The sequence below is a fragment of the Flammeovirga sp. MY04 genome (assembly GCF_001682195.2).
In the GTDB taxonomy this organism is placed as follows: Bacteria; Bacteroidota; Bacteroidia; order Cytophagales; family Flammeovirgaceae; genus Flammeovirga; species Flammeovirga yaeyamensis.
Genome location: NZ_CP003560.2, coordinates 1,149,770 through 1,169,323, shown reverse-complemented (window position 1 = coordinate 1,169,323; position 19,554 = coordinate 1,149,770). Strand labels below are relative to the sequence as shown.

19 protein-coding genes are annotated in these 19,554 nt (G+C 35.0%); 6 read left to right on the top strand and 13 right to left on the bottom strand.

Translation table 11 applies throughout. The features are described 5' to 3' along the window. The first annotated feature begins 4 nt into the window (after positions 1–4). Entirely contained in the window at positions 5–640 is a 636-nt protein-coding gene (locus tag MY04_RS04705; protein WP_066207051.1) for a hypothetical protein, read from the top strand. Between the two features lie 55 nt (positions 641–695). On the opposite strand, the gene MY04_RS04700 is transcribed toward MY04_RS04705, so the two are convergent. The 9 genes from MY04_RS04700 to mce form a co-directional block, all read right to left on the bottom strand. Next, positions 696–1,397 (bottom strand): SDR family oxidoreductase, encoded by a 702-nt coding sequence (locus MY04_RS04700; protein WP_066207048.1) that lies wholly within the window; start codon positions 1,395–1,397, stop codon positions 696–698. Then, the gene (locus MY04_RS04695) at positions 1,394–2,002 is read right to left on the bottom strand and encodes a GNAT family N-acetyltransferase (RefSeq protein ID WP_066207045.1); all 609 of its coding nucleotides are present in this window, start codon (positions 2,000–2,002) and stop codon (positions 1,394–1,396) included. The genes MY04_RS04700 and MY04_RS04695 overlap by 4 nt, the downstream gene beginning before the upstream one ends. Positions 2,003–2,097: 95 nt before the next feature. Further along, the gene (gene scpA, locus MY04_RS04690) at positions 2,098–4,230 is read right to left on the bottom strand and encodes a methylmalonyl-CoA mutase (protein WP_066207042.1); all 2,133 of its coding nucleotides are present in this window, start codon (positions 4,228–4,230) and stop codon (positions 2,098–2,100) included. A 27-nt stretch (positions 4,231–4,257) separates the two neighbouring features. After that, the gene (locus MY04_RS04685; RefSeq protein ID WP_066207039.1) at positions 4,258–6,096 is read right to left on the bottom strand and encodes a methylmalonyl-CoA mutase family protein; all 1,839 of its coding nucleotides are present in this window, start codon (positions 6,094–6,096) and stop codon (positions 4,258–4,260) included. A gap of 123 nt (positions 6,097–6,219) precedes the next feature. Then, on the bottom strand, positions 6,220–7,515 hold the full coding sequence (locus MY04_RS04680; RefSeq protein ID WP_066207036.1) for a sodium ion-translocating decarboxylase subunit beta: 1,296 nt from the start codon (positions 7,513–7,515) through the stop codon (positions 6,220–6,222). 34 nt (positions 7,516–7,549) lie between these two features. Then, on the bottom strand, positions 7,550–7,969 hold the full coding sequence (locus tag MY04_RS04675; protein ID WP_066207033.1) for a biotin/lipoyl-containing protein: 420 nt from the start codon (positions 7,967–7,969) through the stop codon (positions 7,550–7,552). A 12-nt stretch (positions 7,970–7,981) separates the two neighbouring features. Beyond that, on the bottom strand, positions 7,982–8,350 hold the full coding sequence (locus tag MY04_RS04670; protein ID WP_066207030.1) for an OadG family protein: 369 nt from the start codon (positions 8,348–8,350) through the stop codon (positions 7,982–7,984). A gap of 7 nt (positions 8,351–8,357) precedes the next feature. Further along, on the bottom strand, positions 8,358–9,920 hold the full coding sequence (locus MY04_RS04665; protein ID WP_066207028.1) for an acyl-CoA carboxylase subunit beta: 1,563 nt from the start codon (positions 9,918–9,920) through the stop codon (positions 8,358–8,360). A gap of 361 nt (positions 9,921–10,281) precedes the next feature. Then, on the bottom strand, positions 10,282–10,686 hold the full coding sequence (gene mce, locus MY04_RS04660; protein WP_066207026.1) for a methylmalonyl-CoA epimerase: 405 nt from the start codon (positions 10,684–10,686) through the stop codon (positions 10,282–10,284). Positions 10,687–11,068: 382 nt separating this feature from the next. Here mce and meaB point away from each other — a divergent pair, with 382 nt between their 5' ends. Together meaB and arsC are read left to right on the top strand one after the other, a co-directional pair. After that, the gene (meaB, locus tag MY04_RS04655; RefSeq protein WP_066207023.1) at positions 11,069–12,073 is read left to right on the top strand and encodes a methylmalonyl Co-A mutase-associated GTPase MeaB; all 1,005 of its coding nucleotides are present in this window, start codon (positions 11,069–11,071) and stop codon (positions 12,071–12,073) included. A gap of 7 nt (positions 12,074–12,080) precedes the next feature. Then, entirely contained in the window at positions 12,081–12,422 is a 342-nt protein-coding gene (arsC, locus tag MY04_RS04650; protein ID WP_066207017.1) for an arsenate reductase (glutaredoxin), read from the top strand. Between the two features lie 42 nt (positions 12,423–12,464). Here the strand turns inward: arsC and MY04_RS04645 are convergent, their stop codons facing one another. After that, on the bottom strand, positions 12,465–14,564 hold the full coding sequence (locus MY04_RS04645; protein WP_158297565.1) for a SpoIIE family protein phosphatase: 2,100 nt from the start codon (positions 14,562–14,564) through the stop codon (positions 12,465–12,467). A 198-nt stretch (positions 14,565–14,762) separates the two neighbouring features. Between MY04_RS04645 and MY04_RS04640 the strand changes: the two genes are divergently transcribed. The 3 genes from MY04_RS04640 (at position 14,763) to MY04_RS04630 (ending at position 17,223) form a co-directional block, all read left to right on the top strand. Beyond that, the gene (locus MY04_RS04640) at positions 14,763–15,671 is read left to right on the top strand and encodes an ROK family protein (RefSeq protein ID WP_066207013.1); all 909 of its coding nucleotides are present in this window, start codon (positions 14,763–14,765) and stop codon (positions 15,669–15,671) included. A gap of 226 nt (positions 15,672–15,897) precedes the next feature. Next, the gene (gene purN, locus MY04_RS04635) at positions 15,898–16,479 is read left to right on the top strand and encodes a phosphoribosylglycinamide formyltransferase (protein ID WP_066207012.1); all 582 of its coding nucleotides are present in this window, start codon (positions 15,898–15,900) and stop codon (positions 16,477–16,479) included. A gap of 15 nt (positions 16,480–16,494) precedes the next feature. After that, positions 16,495–17,223: a YebC/PmpR family DNA-binding transcriptional regulator gene (locus tag MY04_RS04630; RefSeq protein ID WP_066207008.1), complete on the top strand. Its 729-nt coding sequence runs from the start codon at positions 16,495–16,497 to the stop codon at positions 17,221–17,223. A 225-nt stretch (positions 17,224–17,448) separates the two neighbouring features. On the opposite strand, the gene tnpC is transcribed toward MY04_RS04630, so the two are convergent. From tnpC to tnpA, 3 genes are read right to left on the bottom strand one after another with little or no spacing between them, the layout of a single operon-like run. Beyond that, a complete protein-coding gene (tnpC, locus tag MY04_RS04625; RefSeq protein WP_169055521.1) occupies positions 17,449–18,876 on the bottom strand; it encodes an IS66 family transposase in 1,428 nt (475 codons plus the stop codon). Between the two features lie 24 nt (positions 18,877–18,900). Continuing rightward, entirely contained in the window at positions 18,901–19,242 is a 342-nt protein-coding gene (tnpB, locus tag MY04_RS04620; protein WP_066207003.1) for an IS66 family insertion sequence element accessory protein TnpB, read from the bottom strand. Then, the gene (tnpA, locus tag MY04_RS04615) at positions 19,242–19,529 is read right to left on the bottom strand and encodes an IS66 family insertion sequence element accessory protein TnpA (protein ID WP_066207001.1); all 288 of its coding nucleotides are present in this window, start codon (positions 19,527–19,529) and stop codon (positions 19,242–19,244) included. Before tnpA ends, tnpB begins: the two co-directional genes overlap by 1 nt. Between the last annotated feature and the right edge of the window lie 25 nt (positions 19,530–19,554).

The window sequence follows — 19,554 nt, the reverse complement described above, 5'->3', positions numbered from 1 at the left end:
AAAAATGAAAAATCATTATAAAATATTCCTTGGTTGTCTTATTCTTGTCGTCGGGGCTTTTTCATGTGACCCTCTGAAAGACATTCGAGATAAAATTGGTAATGGAGTTGCTCCTACAGTAATCGACTATGAACTTTTAGAAGACGATTACAGCTTATCATGTAATGAAAATGTAGCTAAGTTTGGTAATTTTTCCGCTTCTGCTCCTGCTGATGATGACACTTGTGGTATAGCACAAATTATCAATCAAAAGTTCTTCGGTACAGATGGAGATATTATGAATGCTACTTACAAATTCTATAATGGCAGCTCTACAATTGATACTGTTAGTGCGTTAAAATGGGATAACGATGTGCAAGAATGGGCTATTGCTCCTGTTTATACATTTGTAGTAACTGAAGAAAATCATAATAAAGAATATACGGTAACAAGTGCTGATTATACATCACAAGGTGAGAGTTATCCAAATTTTGATTCCAACAATAATACACAAGATGATGTTGATCAAAAAATTGGAAACATCTTGAATGCTCAAACTACAATTGAAATTGTAGAAGGTGATATCATTCAAGTAACCTATGCTTCTTTCCCTGATGGCTCATTCCCATCACCAAGAAGTTACAAAGCGACATTACCTTAAGTCATTCTTATTATTAATACAAAAGGCGAATCTTTAAATGATTCGCCTTTTGTATTTACCAAGGTATCTCTTTTTTATCTCTAAAGAATTTTCCATTCATAGATTGGTCTTCTAACTTTGCCGCCCAAACAATGGTTTCCGCTCCTTCCTCAGGGCTTCTTGGAGCACCACTCCCTCCCATATCTGTTTTCACCCAACCCGGACAAACAGAATTCACTAGAATGTTATGACCTCCAACTTCTGCAGCCACTTTAATCGTTAGTACATTTAAAGCTGTTTTTGAGACACTATATCCAGGTGTTCCGCCCCCCATTCCATTCATTGCTCCAGACCCACTAGATACATTCACAATTCTCCCATAATTATTCTTTTTCATAAGAGGAACAAAAGATTGCATCATTTTCCATGGACCCATCACATTTGTTTCTATTGTTTGATGTACCTCAGCTAAATCCGCTTCTAATGTAGTTTGCCAGGTATCATAATTTATTCCTGCATTATTAATTAACACATCAAGTTTACCAAATTCTTTAGAAACATATTGATTTAGTTGATGTATGCTTGAGTCTTCAGAAACATCCAAAGGAAAATAATGTGCGTCTCCAAATTCTTTAAGTTTTTGAGTCGCTTTTTCTCCATCTATCTTATTTCTTGATGTTACCAATACCATATATCCATCAGATAATAATCCTTTTGCAATGGCATATCCTATACCTCTATTAGCTCCTGTCACTAATGCTAGTTTTTTAGTATTCATACTTTGGGTGATTTATATTTGTTATAAAGCTTAAATTCTAAAGAAAATTTTACTGCTTTCCATTCACTATCTAAGATAGAAAAAACTACAGTATCTCTAATGTTTCCTTTTTTATCAATCTGATGATTTCTTAAAATACCATCTTGTTTAGCACCTAAACTCGCAATAGCATTTCTTGATGCCACATTATGGAAATGTGTTCGAAACTCTACAGCCATACATCCTAATTCTTCAAAAGCATGTGATAGTAACAATAACTTACAATCTGTATTTATTCCGGATCTTTGGGCACTTTTCGAATACCAAGTTGTTCCAATTTCAACTCTTTTATTTTTTGAATCAGCCCTCATCAATCTTGTTGATCCAACAATTACTCCATCACTTTTCCTTCGAGCAACAAAAGGCAAAGAAGTATCTGATTCGTATTCTTCTAAAGCTTTTTGGATATATTCTTTTGTGTTTTCAGGCGCAGGAACAGAAGTAAACCACAATTCCCATAACTTACCATCCTGTGCAGCTTTAATTAACTCTTTTTCATGAGAGAGATCTATTGGTATTAGGTCAACAAGATGTCCATTTAAAGTCTTTTTTTGGAGCCATTTCATGGTGTATTAATTAGTTCGAAAGTAGTTAAAAAGCTAATGTACAAAAAAAGGCACTGAAATAAATCAGTGCCTCCACTCGTGATATAATATAAAGTCTAATCCTTAAGAAGGATTTCCAATACTGTTTTAGCTGAATAAGGAACACGGGTACCAGGACCAAATACGGCTTCAACACCTGAATCGTACAAGAATTGATAATCTTGTTCAGGAATTACACCACCAGCAAATACCATAATATCGTCTCTACCTAAACGTTTTAACTCATCGATAAGTTGAGGAATTAACGTTTTGTGACCAGCTGCTAATGAAGATGCACCTACGCAATCCACATCGTTCTCAGCTGCTTGACGAGCTACTTCTTCTGGTGTTTGGAATAATGGTCCCATATCAACGTCAAATCCGATATCAGCAAATGAAGTGGCAATTACTTTTGCACCTCTATCGTGACCGTCTTGACCCATCTTAGCAATCATTACTCTTGGACGCTTACCTTCTAACTTTTCGAATTGGTTAGCAAGGTCTTTCGCCTCAGCAAATGCTTTATCTCCAGCTACCTCATGAGAATAAACTCCTGAGATATTACGGATAGTCGCTTTGTATCTACCAAAATCTTTTTCCATTGCATCTGAAATTTCACCAAGGGATGCACGGCATCTTGCAGCTTCTACTGCTAGTTCTAACAAGTTACCTTCTCCTGTAGCTGCAGCAACTTCAATTGCTTTGATTGCAGCTTCTACTTTAGCTTGATCTCTATTTTCTCTTAACGCTTTCAAGCCTGCAATTTGACCTTCTCTTACAACAGTGTTATCGATTTCAAGAACATCAATTTCAGTCTTCTCATCTGCAAGATACTTATTTACACCTACAATTGTATCTTGACCTGAGTCGATTCTAGCTTGCTTTCTAGCAGAGGCTTCCTCGATACGCATCTTAGGAATACCTTTTTCAATCGCTTTAGCGATACCGCCGTGCTCTTCTACTTCTTCGATAAGTTTCCAAGCTTTTTGAGCGATTTCATTAGTTAAGTACTCAACATAGTGAGAACCTGCCCATGGATCAATAACTTTACATACGTTTGTTTCGTCTTGGATGTAAAGCTGAGTGTTTCTTGCAATACGTGCAGAGAAATCTGTAGGTAATGCAATAGCTTCATCCAATGCGTTGGTGTGAAGTGATTGAGTATGACCAAGTGCAGCACCCATTGCTTCGATTGCAGTTCTTGCAACGTTGTTGAATGGATCTTGTTCAGACAATGACCAACCTGAAGTTTGAGAGTGAGTTCTCAAAGCCATTGACTTAGGATTTTTAGGACCGAATTGCTTTACAATTTTAGCCCAAAGCATACGACCAGCACGCATCTTAGCAATCTCCATGAAGTGGTTCATACCAATTGCCCAGAAGAATGATAGACGTGGAGCGAAATCATCAATATCTAATCCCGCTGCAATACCTGCACGGATATACTCTAAACCATCAGCTAGTGTATATGCTAACTCAATATCTGCAGTTGCACCTGCTTCTTGCATGTGATAACCAGAGATAGAAATTGAGTTATATTTCGGCATGTTCTTAGAAGTATAAGAGAAGATATCCGAAATAATTCTCATTGATGGTTTTGGAGGGTAGATATAAGTGTTACGTACCATGAATTCCTTAAGGATATCATTTTGGATTGTACCACTCAATTTATCTTTAGAAACACCTGACTCTTCTGCAGCTACAATATAGAATGCAAGAACTGGAATCACGGCGCCATTCATTGTCATAGAAACTGACATTTTATCCAATGGAATATCATTGAATAAAACTTTCATGTCCTCAACAGAGTCGATAGCAACACCTGCTTTACCTACATCACCAACTACTCTTGGGTGGTCTGAATCGTAACCACGGTGAGTAGCCAAGTCAAATGCTACTGATAAACCTTTCTGACCTGCAGCAAGGTTTCTTTTATAGAATGCATTTGATTCCTCTGCTGTTGAGAAACCTGCATATTGACGGATAGTCCATGGACGTAACGCGTACATTGCAGAGTAAGGTCCTCTTAAGAATGGAGGAAGACCAGCTGCAAAATTTAAGTGCTCTGCAGTTGAGTAATCTTCTTCTTGGAAGCCTTTTTTAACCGGAATCCCTTCAGCGGTCATCCATTTATTTTGATCTTCAACTAACTTTTCTGGAGTTGTTAGTTGAATGTTATTTAGATCTATTTTTGAAAAATCTGGTTTCATTTTCTTCAATTTTAGTCACTCAGTTAATTAAACAATTTCCAAATCGTTTTGGAACTGTTGAAGCGTTTGGATAGCGTTTGTTTTAACGTGAACAAAACCATCTACACCTGCTGCAAGATAATCAGCTTCTTTTTCGCCTGGATGACCCGCAAGAATCAACTTTTTGTTTTTCACTGGCGACGACTTGAATGTCTTAGCAAATTCCTCTACGTGCTCTGCATATTCAGGATCTGAAGAACAGATAACAATTACATCACCATCAGAATCGATAGCTCCTTGTACTGCTTCTTCTGCTGAATTGAAGAATTTCTCTTCCGATACAAAACCTGCAGTACCAAAGAAATCCATAGCGAATGTAGAACGTGCTTTTCTCATTGCTAAGTTACCGAACAATGCATTGAATACTTTTGGACGACTTCCACCATCTTTCACGTATTTCTCTGTTCTTAAACGTAACTGCTCAAATTGAAGTGTAGCTCTTTGTGGATGTAATAATTCTACATCAGCTACTTGATCGTGTGCTACAAGAATTGAATCAGGATTCACCTCTTCTTGTTGGTTAGGGTAACGGTTAGTACCTACATATACACTACGACGTTGAGAAATCAATTTCTCTTTTTGATCACGTGTCTTTCCAATTAGTGATTGGATGTTACCATGCTTAAAGTTAGTCATGTATCCATCTTCAGCTTCAATTGTTTGGAACAATTTCAAACCAGTATCCAATAACATTTCAGTTAATGAATCAAGGTAGAAAGAACCTGCTGCTGGATCTGCTACTTTACCAAGGTAAGCCTCTTCTCTCATGATATGAGAAATGTTTAAAGCTACACGTTGTGATTGAGTTGTTGGCTTTTCATATGAAGCGTTATGTGCTTCGATATTAATTGCATTTACACCACCTAAAACTGCAGACATTGCTTCTGTAGTATTACGAAGCATGTTTACGTTTGGATCATAAAGTGATTTAGACCAAAGTGATGAGTTACCTACGATATTAATTGACTTAGGATCATAGTTCTTATCATAAAGATGAGCTACTTCGATAGCCAATAATCTTAATGCTCTGAATTTAGCAATTTCGTGGAAGTAGTCACCTGCAACTGCTGCTTGGAACATTACATTTGACAATACATCCGTTGGTTCAACACCTAATTCTTGTAATTGAGAAATATACTCTACAAGAACGTTTAATGAGAATGCTAATTCTTGAATATGGTTAGCACCTGAGTTAACAAAAGGAAGTGAGTTAATACACAACACTTTAAATTCAGGCATCTCTGAAGTATAAGAGATCAAACGTGCTAAACGTTGGAAACCTTCTTCATCTAAATTACCAGTAGTTGACCAAGTTGAGATTGGATCAAAGTTCACAAATCCTCTTGCTTTGTCTAAAGACACGCCATGGATGTGAAGGTAACCTACATAATCTTTAACTAATGTTCTTGGATGAGAAACGTTCTCGAATCCAATAGAAACCATCTCAATGCTAATTCCTTTTAAAGCTACTTCTAAATCGAAGTCTTTAATGTTACCTACATTGAAAATAAGTCCCTCAACTCCTCTTTCTAATAAGAATAATGCGTTTTTATTCGCTTCTTCATTAGTCGCACCTACAACTTGTTGCAAGCTTAACCAATTAAGACCTTCTTTTTCTGATGAAGGAAGAATATTTTTTAAATTTTCTAATGAAGTATTTACTTCAGATCTGTCTTCTGGGTTGAAATACGGCTGTATTTGCATACCGTTTTCCGTTTTCCAAACGAGTTTACGGTCGAAGTCAGCACCTTTAAGATCAGTTATAACTTTTTCTTTCCAAGTTTCCTTACTGATCGGCTCGAAGTCTGAAAATAACTTGTTGGCCATGTTTATTTAATTTTTATATTATTTACAATCAATAGATAAACGAATATTTCGAACTGAAATTCATGTATTCTTTATAATTGGTATCAGTAACTTTAAAGCTACTGATACCTTTATTATTTATAACTATAAATTCGAGAAGTAAGTTAAAAAACTCATCAAAATACCCGCAGCGACTGCAGAACCAATCACACCAGATACGTTAGGTGCCATTGCATGCATCAATAAGTGATTAGACGAATCGGCTTTCAACCCTTCTTGTTGAACAACTCTAGCTGAATCTGGAACAGCAGAAACTCCAGCTGCTCCGATAAGTGGATTCAGTTTGTCATCCCCTTTTAAGAAAAGGTTCATGAATTTTGCAAAAGCTAATCCTGAGAAAGTAGCAATTGCAAAAGATATCGCACCTAAAGCAAAGATTTTCATACTATTTAAAGTAATAAACTCTGATGCTTGTGTTGATGCTCCAACTGTTACCCCTAAAAGAATTGTTACAATATCAATCATTGATGTTCTAGCAGTATTTGCTAATCTTTCAGTATGTCCAGATTCTTTCAATAGGTTACCAAAGAACAACATACCTAAAAGTGGTAATGCACTTGGTGAAATGAAAGTGGTAATGATTAAACCAATAATCGGGAATAAGATTTTTTCTGTCTTATGCACCGTTCTTGGTGGCTTCATTCTAATTTTTCTTTCCTCTAAACTTGTCATCAATCTCATAATTGGAGGTTGAATCACTGGTACTAGAGCCATATATGAATACGCTGCAATAGCTATGGCACCCAATAAGTGAGGAGCTTCTTTTGATGATAGGAAAATGGCTGTTGGGCCATCTGCTCCACCAATAATACCAATTGATGCTGCTTCTTTAAGATCAAATCCTAAGGCGATTGCACCAATAAAAGTTAAGAATACGCCGACTTGTGCCGCTGCACCTAACAACATAAGTTTAGGGTTAGCGATCAATGATGAGAAGTCGGTCATTGCTCCAATTCCAAGGAAAATTAAAGGAGGATAAATACCCTTCTGAACACCAAAATAAAGATAATTTAAAACTGAACCTTCTTCGTAGATACCAATTTGGTTTCCAGCAACAAAAGGTATATTTCCTATGATAACCCCTGTACCAATCGGTATAAGTAACAGTGGCTCATAATCATATTTAATAGCAAGAAAAATAAAAAACAATCCAACTGCAATCATAATTAAATTCGGGACAGTTGCGTTTGCAAATCCTGTCATCGATATGAAATTACTCAAGCCCTCTAATGCCATAGTACTAAAACCTGGAGCAGAAGAAGCGGCAGCTTCATTTGTTATTGAACCAATTGTTTGGTTAGAAACTACGCTAGCTGTAGCAGTAGCCCATGCTACCAATATAGTAGCAATCGATCCAAATACTATAAATATACGTTTCATATAATTCTCTTTATTTTGTTAACTTCAGAGAAGTCTACTCCATCTCTACAAGAACCTCGCCTTGTAAAACAGACTGACCTTCTGATACTTTTACTGTACCAACAACACCGTCTGCTTCCGCTAAAACATTATTTTCCATTTTCATGGCTTCCATTGTCATTAACAAGTCACCTGCAGTTACTTTGTCGCCTGCTGCAACTTTCAATGAAACAATTGTTCCTGGTAATGGAGCAACAACATTGGTTTTCTTCGCAGATCTAGTAATCGCTTTTGGAGCAGCTGTTCTAGGCGCTGAAGATCTAACCAATTTTGGAGTTTTAGAAGATTTTACTTCTCTTTCCATTTCCACTGTATAAGGAGTGCCATTAACTTCTAATTCAATAGCTTGTCCTTCTACATTTTTGATATGAACAGCATAGTTATTACCATTCACATTGAATTTATATTTTTTCATTTGATTTACTGATTAACGGTGAAGCATTCCACCATGAACGGTATAAATTTTAGAAGACCATGGAGAGTAAGCCTTTTTCACTTTTTGAATTGTCAACATGGTGTTTTCATCATCATGTGCTTCTTCTAAATAGTGATGGATAGCCGCTGCAATTACAGCGTTAACTTCTCCTGTAGCATCATTCTCTACTTTTTCAACTTGAGCAACTGGTGCTGCCGCAGCTTTTTGATTCTTTTTAGCATCAATATTTCTACGAATCACCGGCATTGCGTAGTTAAAGAACAAGAAAAGCACTGCTAAAGTAAGGAATACTAAAAGTAACCCTACGATAGTAACTACCATACCCTCAGATAATTCTACTTGAAGTGGTTGATTTTCCATAACTTTCTTACAATGGGATGTTTGAGTGTTTCTTAGGGGGATTTATTTCTTTCTTCGTAGCCAATACTTCTAAACCTCTACAGATTCTGAAACGAGTATTTCTTGGCTCAATTACGTCATCAATAAATCCGTATTTAGCAGCCTGATAAGGGTTAGCAAACTTCTCAGTGTACTCATCCTCTTTATCATGGATAAATTGAGCTCTTTCTTGTTCGTCTTCAATTTTACGAATTGCTCTACCTTCCAATACTTCTACTGCACCTTTAGCACCCATAACTGCGATTTCTGCAGTTGGCCATGCATAGTTAAGATCACCTCTTAATTGTTTAGAACTCATTACGTCGTGAGCTCCACCATAAGACTTTCTTAAAGTAATTGTGATCTTCGGAACTGTTGCTTCACCATAAGCAAATAGTAACTTCGCACCGTGCAAGATAATACCACCGTATTCTTGACCTGAACCTGGAAGGAAACCTGGTACGTCAACTAGTGTTATGATTGGAATATTGAAGGCATCACAGAATCTAACGAAACGTGCTGCTTTTTTAGAAGCTTCAATATCTAATACACCTGCTAAGAAACTAGGGTTGTTGGCAACGATACCCGCTGGTCTACCGTTAAATCTAGCGAAACCAGTAATAATGTTTTTTGCGTAAGCTCTATGTGTTTCTAAGAACTCGTTATTATCAGCGATTGAATGAATGACGTCGTGCATATCATATGGCTTATTCGGATCGTCAGGAATTAATTCATTCAATGCCTCTTCGATTCTATCATGAGGATCACTACAAGCGGTGATTGGAGGATCTTCAAGATTGTTTGATGGCATATAGCTGATCAGTTTACGAATTAACAATAATGTTTCTTCGTCATTTTCTGTCATCATATGTGCCACACCTGATTTAGAAGCATGCATGTTTGCACCACCTAAATCTTCTGTTGTAATCACCTCACCTGTAACTGACTTTACTACTTTTGGACCAGTAACAAACATGTATGATGTTTGATCTGTCATTAAGATAAAGTCAGTTAAGGCTGGAGAATAAACGGCACCACCAGCACAAGGACCTAGAATTGCAGAAATTTGAGGAACTACACCAGAAGCCATAATGTTTCTTTGGAAGATTTCAGCATAACCTGCTAAAGATCTAACACCTTCTTGAATTCTGGCTCCACCTGAGTCGTTTAGACCAATAACTGGTGCACCTACTTTCATTGCTTGATCCATTACTTTACAGATCTTTTGAGCGAATGTTTCAGAAAGTGAACCTCCAAATACAGTGAAGTCTTGAGCGAATACATAAACTACTCTACCGTCTATTGTACCATGACCCGTAACTACACCATCTGATAAATATTGTTGTTTGTCCAAACCAAACGATTTCGTACGGTGAGTTACGAACATATCGTACTCCTCGAAACTACCTTCGTCTAATAACAAGTTAATTCTCTCTCTAGCCGTTAACTTTCCTTGGTCGTGTTGCTTATCAATTCTTTTTTCACCACCACCGAGGCGTGCTTGAGCTCGTTTCTCTACAAGTTCTCTGATCTTGTCTCTGTTTGTACCCATAAATTTTTACCCAGAGGGCATTTGTCAAATCAGACCGGATCCACCGGTCATCAATAAGTGTTTGTTATCTATTTTCTTTTCTTTTCTAAATAACTTCTCTCTAAGGCGACTTGATCCATTACTTGATGGTACCGTTCATTAATAATAGTTTCCATCTTTTTGTCCCGAGTCATCTTACAGTTGGTTGTTTTCTTTTGCTGTGTTCGTTTTACTGTTGTCATGGTAGGTTAAGGTTTGATTAGTTAATTTGATAGTAAAAGAGATAGTTGCAAGATTGTGACTTGCAACAATCTCAGTAGATAATAATAAAAGCTTTCAGCGCTGTTAATAGTATGTTAGTAAGGAGTTGAAGTATTTTTCATTACTTCTTCTCACAAAGTTCTGTAAGAACACCGTGAGTTGATTTTGGATGCAAGAAAGCGATATCTAAGCCCTCTGCTCCTTTTCTTGGAGTTTTGTCTAATAAACGTACTCCTTTCTCCTCAGCGTCTTTAAGATTTTCTTCGATACCTTTAACAGCGAATGCCATATGGTGCATTCCTGGACCTTTTTTAGCTACGAATTTGCCAATAGGACCATCTTCTGAAGTCGATTCTAAAAGTTCTATTTTCGTATCTCCCACTTTGAAGAATGCAGTTTTTACTTTTTGCTCTTCTACTTCTTCAATAGCGTAACATTTAAGACCTAGAACCTCCTCATAATACTTGATAGATTCTTCTAAATTTTCTACTGCTACTCCGATATGTTCGATATGTGAAATATTCATATTTTTATTTTTAAAATGATTAAAATACAGTGGTTCGCAATACCTGTTGTATTAATTTCTGTAGCGTAAAATTGACAATTGAGGGTGTTAAATTCAGTAACATTCATCATCAAAAGCATAATTTATTATCATAAAATTATAATCTATTTGATAAGATAAATCTCCACTTCATTTATAAGTTACTGATTAGTTGACTATTAGAATGATTACATTTATCACCTTTTTATAATTTTATTATTTATTGATCATTATTAGATAACTAAAATATTTACACTTAATAAAAATTTAGACTAGAAATATTCTTTGAATTAGTGTTTTATAGATAAAAGAATTATTAGTTTTACATCGGTAGTTCGCGATACCAGTTTCAAAATATACAATCATGAAATACAGAAGAAGAAAGAGATTATCTGCCGAAGAATATGCTGAAGGTATTATTAAAGGAGATAGAATAATCTTAAGTAGAGCTATCACCCTAATAGAAAGTAAACTTGACGATGATATACTTCTTGCTGAAGAAGTTCTTGAAAAAATATTACCTCATACAGGCAATAGTCTAAGAGTTGGTATTACTGGTGTACCAGGTGTAGGTAAAAGTACTTTTATTGAGTCTTTTGGCAAACATATTACCTCTCAAGAAAAAAAATTAGCGGTGCTAACAATTGACCCAAGTTCTCAGATTTCAGGTGGTAGTATTTTGGGAGATAAGACAAGAATGGAGGAATTATCCAACGATCCATTGGCTTATGTTCGCCCATCTGCTGCAGGTTCTGCTTTAGGTGGAGTTAATTATAAAACCAGAGAAACAATGCTTCTTTGCGAAGCCGCAGGATTTGATGTTATTCTTATTGAGACTGTTGGTGTTGGTCAATCTGAAACTACCGTTAAAGGAATGGTAGACTTCTTCTTATTATTGATGTTGGCTGGTGCTGGTGACGAACTTCAAGGTATAAAAAGAGGTATTATGGAAATGGCTGATGCTATCGCTATTACAAAAGTAGATGGTGATAATGTTCGTAGAGGACAGTTAGCAAGAGCTGAATATCAAAATGCCTTACACCTCTTCCCTCCTTCAGAAACAGGTTGGTCTCCTAAGGTAATGACATGTTCTTCTGTAGATAAAGAAGGCTTAGATGATATTCTAGATAATATCATGAAGTTTGAAAAAGACATGAAAACAAAAGGGTTCTTCCAATCAAATAGACAGCAACAAAACTTGCATTGGATGCACGAAACTATAGAAAGCTACCTAAAAAGATCTTTTTATAATAATTCGGCTGTTTCTGAAAAAATTGATTCACTTGAAAATGGAGTAATTCAAAACAAGGTTCCAGCACTTACTGGTGCTAGAAAATTAATTGATATATATAAAAACACGAAAAATTAATTATTCAATGATCAAAATTTGGCACAATCCAAGATGTTCTAAAAGTAGAGAATCACTAAAGTTGCTTCAAGAGAATTCTGATGAGAATATTGAAATCAGAGAGTATCTTAAAGACACACCCTCTAAAGGTGAATTATCAGAAATCATCAAATTACTTGATATTCATCCTGAAAAACTTCTCCGAAAAACTGAAAGTATTTTTAAAGAGGAATTTAAGGGTAAGGAACTTTCTGAACAAGAATGGATCGATGCCATGGTCAAATACCCTAAATTAATTGAAAGGCCAATTGTTATTAAAAACAATAAAGCGGTCATTGGTAGACCTCCTTCTTTAGTATTAGATCTTTAACAAAAAATCCCCTTGTAAATAAATTACAAGGGGATTTTTTCTTTAAAAACGTATACCCAAAACCAACATATCATCGACTTGTTCCCATCTTCCCTCTTTCATCCAGTCGTTGATAGTACCTGATAATATCTTCTTTTGTTTATCAGTTGGATAATTAGCGATATCAGTAAACAAATCTCTTAGTTGACCAACCATGAATTTCCTAGCTTTTGATCCTCCAAACTGATCTTGATACCCATCGGTAGTCATGTACACCATATCTCCTTTTTCAATGGTCCAATGATGCTGTTCATAGATATTATTCAGATCACCACCAATTGATTTTCTAGTTCCCTTCAACTTAGTCAATTCGCCATCTCTAACGATATACAATGGGTTCTTTGCACCAGAGAAATATAAGTCATTCTCTTTAATTGCAATTAAACTCATATCCATGCCGTCATTGTTATCGTTGTGTTCTTGTTGAAGGTTATGAACAACTAATTTGTTCAACTCTGTGAGAATTACTGATGGTTGAAAGACTTTATTACCTCTAACAATTTCATAAAGTAAACTATTCCCCATCATCGACATCAAAGCGCCTGGAACGCCATGCCCTGTACAATCTACACAAGCATAAATCTTCCAACCCTCAATTTCCACAAACCAATAAAAATCACCACTAATAATATCTTTTGGCTGATTAAATATAAAATTATCTTCAAAAGCTTTATCAATTCTATGAGATGATGTAAGTATTGAAGATTGTATCAAATGAGCACTTTTGATACTACTATTTATTTTATTGTTCTGATAATTGAGTTGCTTACTTTGCTCATTAGAATGTTCTAATGTCACTTTAAGAATCTCATTTTTTGCTTCAAGATCTTGATTAATGTCCTCCACTGCTTCTTTGGCCATTTCTAACTCATCATTGGTCATCGAAAGTCGAGTATTCAGACGTTTTGTTTTCTTTTGAATATGAAATATGTAGTATATGAAAACCAAAAGTATAAACAGGATCGCCATTGCAAAGTAAAGCACCTGCGTTCTTTGTTGTAGTTTTACTTTTTGATTAAACTCCAACTCTTCTAATTTTACATTCTCACTTTTTTGATTTTCTACTTCATAAAAAGTTTGCATATCTACTACAGCTGCCAGCTTTTCTTTATTAAATAAACTATCTGATAAGTTTAATGACTTTTTATAAAAATAGATCGATTGATCTTTATTGATATGCTGAAGCGTTTTTGCTAATTCCAATGAAATAGTGTACTCTTTTTCTAAGTTTTTAGTTTGCTTACATATTACATAAGCTTTTTCAAAAGCTTCATATGCTTTCGTATAATTTTCTACTTTTAAATAGTAGTTACCTAAATCTATATAAGCATTTAATTTAGCATATGAAATCTGTTTTCTATTGGCTTCTTTTACCGCCAAAAGCAAAATCTTCTTCGCCAATTTCAAATCATTTAAACCAATAGCTAATTCCCCTTTTAAAAGAAGAAGTTGAATATACCCTTCAAAGTCTTTTTCTAAACTAATTGATTTTTGAGCATCTAGCTTTTTGATAATTTTGGTCAGTTCATTGTATTCTTTAAGTACAATATGAATTTTACCTTTATTTAATAAAGCCTTGTTTTTAAGATAAGCTAAATGATGAGAATTGGATGAATTTTTTAAGTTCTCAATATCATCAAAATGTTCGTAAGCAGTGACGTACTTTTTAAACTGTAAATTGATCTCTCCGATATCAATTAATATGGATGCTTTCTTTACTGCATCATTGGTTTCACTGACAATTTTATGTGCTACCTTCAATAAATTTAAAGCAGAAACTGTCTTATTCTGGTCTAAATAAATTCGAGCTAATAAAATATTGGATTCCGCTAATAATTGAAGGTCATAACTATCTTCAGCAATTTGATAGGATATTCTACCATATTTTTCGGCAGAATCAAGTAATCCTTCAAGTCTAAAGTAATGACTTAATTGTATGTTGAGCCAATGCTGATCTGCTACTTCAGAATTTTTATCTATAAAGATTTTATACTTATCAAGAATAAGCTTAATGCTATCAAGGTTACTTTTCTCAAATAAAGATTCTACATGGTAAGCAACTTCTTTGGTAACCCCTTTAGTCCTTGGTTCATTTAATGACACGGTGCTTCCTTCTGTTATGAAAGTAACAGTTATCAATAAAAGAAATATTTGTATGAACCTAAGTTTCTTCATTTCAAACAAAAAATTGACAAATAATATCTTTACCTAAAAATTAATATTCGATTATTATCAAAAAAGAGAAAAAGATTTATTAAAATTATAAATCAAAAAATATTAGAACCCAACTAAAGTAAAGGTATGAAACAATTTTTAGGTGTTGATATAGGAGGTACAAACGTTAAATTTGGTGTCGTAGACGCAGATGGTAACATCATCAAAAAGAAAAAATACCCCACAGTTTCTGTATCAGAAGGTGGCGATTTTTGTGCCAACTTTTCTAAACTATTGGCAAAAAGATTACAAAAGTTCCCAGATATTGAATCTGTAGGAATTGGTATTCCTGGAACTATCTCCTCAGATGGTAATTCAACACTAGATTTACCTAACGTAGAAGGGTTATCTAATAAACCCCTAGTCACTATTCTTAAAGAAGATTTCCCTCAACTACCAATAGTAATGGATAACGATGCTAATGCTGCTGCTTTAGGGGAATTAGAGTTTGGTGGAGAAGATCTTCCCGATACTTATATTTTTATTACACTTGGCACTGGCGTTGGCGGTGGATGTGTAATTGATGGAAAAATATTTAAAGGTGGAGACGGTAATGGATTAGAAATTGGTCACATTATGTCTTCTACTGGAAGAACTATTGAAGAAAACATTGGCAAGGCTGGTATTATCAAAATGGCTCAAAAGTATAAAGATGAAGGGGTACTTTCTACCAATTTACCAGAAGAATTTGATGCTAAAATGGTAGCAACACTTGCACATGATGGAGATGAACTATCACTCAAAGTATTTGAGGATATGGGGCAATACGTTGGTGAACTAATAGTTTCTTTAGTGAGAGTATTAGATATTAAAACAATTCTTATTGGTGGAGGTGTTTCCGAAACTTTCGATTACTTAAAAGGAAATATGAATGCTGTGATCAATAATTTCCTTCCGGCTTACTATACCGATAAACTTGATATCCGATTAGCCACTTTGGGTAATAATGCAGGTATTATTGGTGCTGCCTCTTTAGGGGTTTCAGCATTAAAATAAATTGGATTATCAAAAAAAATGATTCAAAAATAGGAATTTACTATGAAGGGATGTGTGTTTGCTCATCCCTTCAAATGTTTATTGCAAAGAATAAAAACACATCATTATCAAATTATTTAAAAATTGATTTTTGATAATTTAGATGATTACAAACAACAACTAATAAAATAAGATGAATTTGTATGTATGATCTTAGCTTTTATCTTTGCATAAACTTAATATTACGATGATTAAAATAGCAATTTTTGCTTCAGGAACAGGATCAAATGCTTTCAAAATTATTCAACATTTTGAAGAAAGAACAGATATTGAATTTGTTGTTTTAGCAAATAGAAAAGAAGCTGGCGTATTAGAAAAAGCTGCTAAACTAAATGTGGAGAATCATTATTTCCCAAAAGCTGCTTTTTCAAATGGTGAGGTATTGGACTTTTTAAAAACGAAAGAAGTCAACTTCATTATTCTTGCAGGTTTCTTATTACTAGTTGACAAAGGTATTTTGGAAGAATATGAAAACAAGGTGATTAACATCCACCCTGCACTCTTACCAAAATATGGAGGAAAAGGAATGTACGGTATTAATGTTCATAGAGCTGTAGTTGAAAATAAAGACACGGTATCAGGAATAACTATTCATTACTGTAATCAACATTACGATGAAGGACAATACATTCTTCAGGCCACTACTCCTATCCTAAAAACCGATTCACCTGAAGAAGTTGGGGCAAAAGTTTTAAAATTGGAACATTTCTATTTTCCAAGAGTAATTGAACAATTAATCAGTGAGTATTCTTTAGAAGAAGCACACTAAAAAATATATATTAAAATGGGAAGAGCATTTGAATTTAGAAAAGGCAGAAAGTTAAAACGTTGGGCACATATGGCAAAAACATTTACTCGTTTGGGTAAAGATATTGTTATTGCTATAAAAGAAGGTGGTTCTTCTGATCCTGATTCAAACTCAAGATTACGTGCTGTTTTACAAAACTGTAAAGCAGAGAACATGCCTAAAGATAATATCGATAGAGCAATCAAAAGAGCAACTGATAAAGACACTTCAAGCTATGATGAAAAATTATTTGAAGGTTACGCTCCACACGGTATTGCTATTTTAGTAGAGACAGCTACTGACAACAACAATAGAACTGTTGCTAATGTACGTAGTTACTTCAACAAATGTAACGGTAGTTTGGGTACTTCTGGCTCTGTAGAATTTATGTTTGAACATAAATGTCACTTCAAAATCACTAAAGGCGAGATTGATGAGGAAGAGTTAGAATTAGAATTGATTGATTTCGGTGCAGAGGAAGTATTTATCGATGAAGAAGATGATACTATCATGATTTATGGAGAATTCTCAAGCTTTGGTTCTTTACAAAAAGCTTTAGAAGAACAAGGATATGAGGTCATCAAATCTGGTTTGGATAGAATTCCTACAGTAACTAAAAAATTAGATCCTGAACAAGAAGCTGAAGTAGATAAGCTATTAGAAAAACTAGAAGAAGATGATGATGTTCAGAATGTATTCCACACAATGGAACACTCTATGGACTAAGAAAACGTCTTTTTTAATAAATTAAGGTTGTCTTTAGAACAAGTAGTTAATAGAGAGTCTAATCTCTATTTTACTACTAAAGTTCAATGACAACCTTTTTTTAATTTTGTTATTTTGAACTATTCAATTATTCATTCCAAATAATAAATAAAACTTGTACTCTTCACTTATATATTCATTCCCTAAAACGATTGTTTTGTAAGCAGTCGCCCATCCCGCTAAATACTACTTCACCGGCAGTAATTCCTCAATTTTATTGATCGGCTGATCATCTATTTTTTCTAGCGTTGATTTTAGCCATTCAAAAGGTTCAATGTCGTTCATTTTGGCTGTTGCAAAAAAGGCATAGAACATGGCAGCTTGTTTTGCTCCTTCTTCATTTCCTGCAAACATGTAATTTTTTCGACCAATAGCAAGTGGACGAATTTTATTTTCTATGGGGTTGTTATCAATCAAAAGTTTACCGTTAGTTAAGTACATTCGGAGTCCTTTTTCTCTATTGAGAAGATAATGTATTGCTTTTCCTAACTGAGATTTAGGTAAGACGGTTAGCTTTTTTGCCCACTCAAAAAGTGTATTGATTACTGGAAGAGCATACTTTTGCCTTTGCTGATAGATGATTTTTGGATTAGATTCTTCTTTCAGTGATTTTTCCAGTTCGTAGAGCTGGCCAATAAGGTTCACCGCCTCCAATGCCCTTTTATCTCCACCTTTATGTGCTTCAAAAAAGTATCGACGTGCGTGGGCCCAACAATTGAGCTGTGTAATTGTTGTTGTCTGATCAAAATAATCGTAAGCTTTATAGCCATCGGTTTGAGCATAACCTGAAAAATTATGCAGATGTTCTTTTAAATATTTCCGATCTCGACCGCTTGCATAATGAATCGATAATAATTTGGCTTTAGGATCAAGGTAATACCACATATATCCTTGGTGTGGTTTTCCTTTTTTACCTGTTCCCATCACCTTTATGGTCGATTCATCGATTTGAAGGTAGTTACTTTGCTGTATTTTTTGAGTGAGTGTGTCGTATAAAATACTCAGTTTATCCGCCGTTCTTTTTTGTAAGTCTATGAGCGTTGTATTTTTTAGATAAACACCTTGTCTTTCAAATTGCTTGATAAAACGATGGATGGGGATATGATCGATAAATTTACTCACGACCATCTGTGCGGCTAAACTTGCCGATGTACTTGACTTAGGAAATGGTAGATCTGATGGTAAATTTGCTTGACTAAACTCGCTGTTCTCTTGATGTGTATCACGAACGTAACGAGGGCGAATAATTCTACGAACGAATAAGCGGGCAGGCTCGCATTCGAGTACTTCCGTGACATCTTCACCCACTTTATGCCATCCATCCAAATCATGATCAGGTTCAATCACTTCTTCTACACGTTCCAGATGCTCTGGTAAAGCTGTTCGTACAGGCTTTTTCTTTTTGCGTTTGTGAGCAGGAACGGTAATCTCCTGAGAAGGCTCCGTTTTCTGCTCTTTGTCTTGAGCGAAAATAGAGAGCTGATTATCGGGTATATCCGCTTGTTTTCGTTTCTCTGATTTAGAACCGTAAAGCATACTTTGAAGCATTGACAACTGTGTCTTCAGTTGTGCATTTTCTTGTTCTAAATTCGCTATTTTATCATCCTTACTCACCTTACAAAAGTAGCGATTTTAATACTAAAAACGTACTTTTTGACCTCTTTTTTCTAAAGAAATACCTTCAATTATCATCATAATTTCTGTCGAAGATAAAGAGATGTTTTTCTGTTTGTCGAACCCTTTCGGAAGCTCAAACCGACCTTTTTCCAAACGTTTATAATACAATGAAAAACCGCCTTTTTCAAACCGAAGCAGTTTCAATTTATCTTTACTTCGATTAATAAAAACGAAAATATCTCCATTAGTCACATCCAGTTCCATTAAAGAAATAACGATATTACTCAACCCATTAAATCCTTTTCGCATATCTGTAAATTTACTGTACAGGTAAATACGATCTGTATTACGAAGAGATAACATTAGAAAAAATGAATTGCTTCTTTTAATAGTTCTCGATCTGAAAGATGGAGTTTTACTCCATTGGGATATTCGAGAGTAACGGTCTTAACGGTCTGTTCAACCTTCTTCGGTACTTTGACAGGGATGAAACTCCCCTTAGCTGGATTTGTATTTTCTTTACGTTGTTTTACTACCCAATAATGAAAAGTGGATAGCTTAATTGAATGAAGTTGACAATAAGCTTTTTGTTGTAAACCACTAATTTTCCATGATGCTATATGAGCATACATTTCTGCTTTTTTTGACATAATATCTACGTTTTAATGATGACGT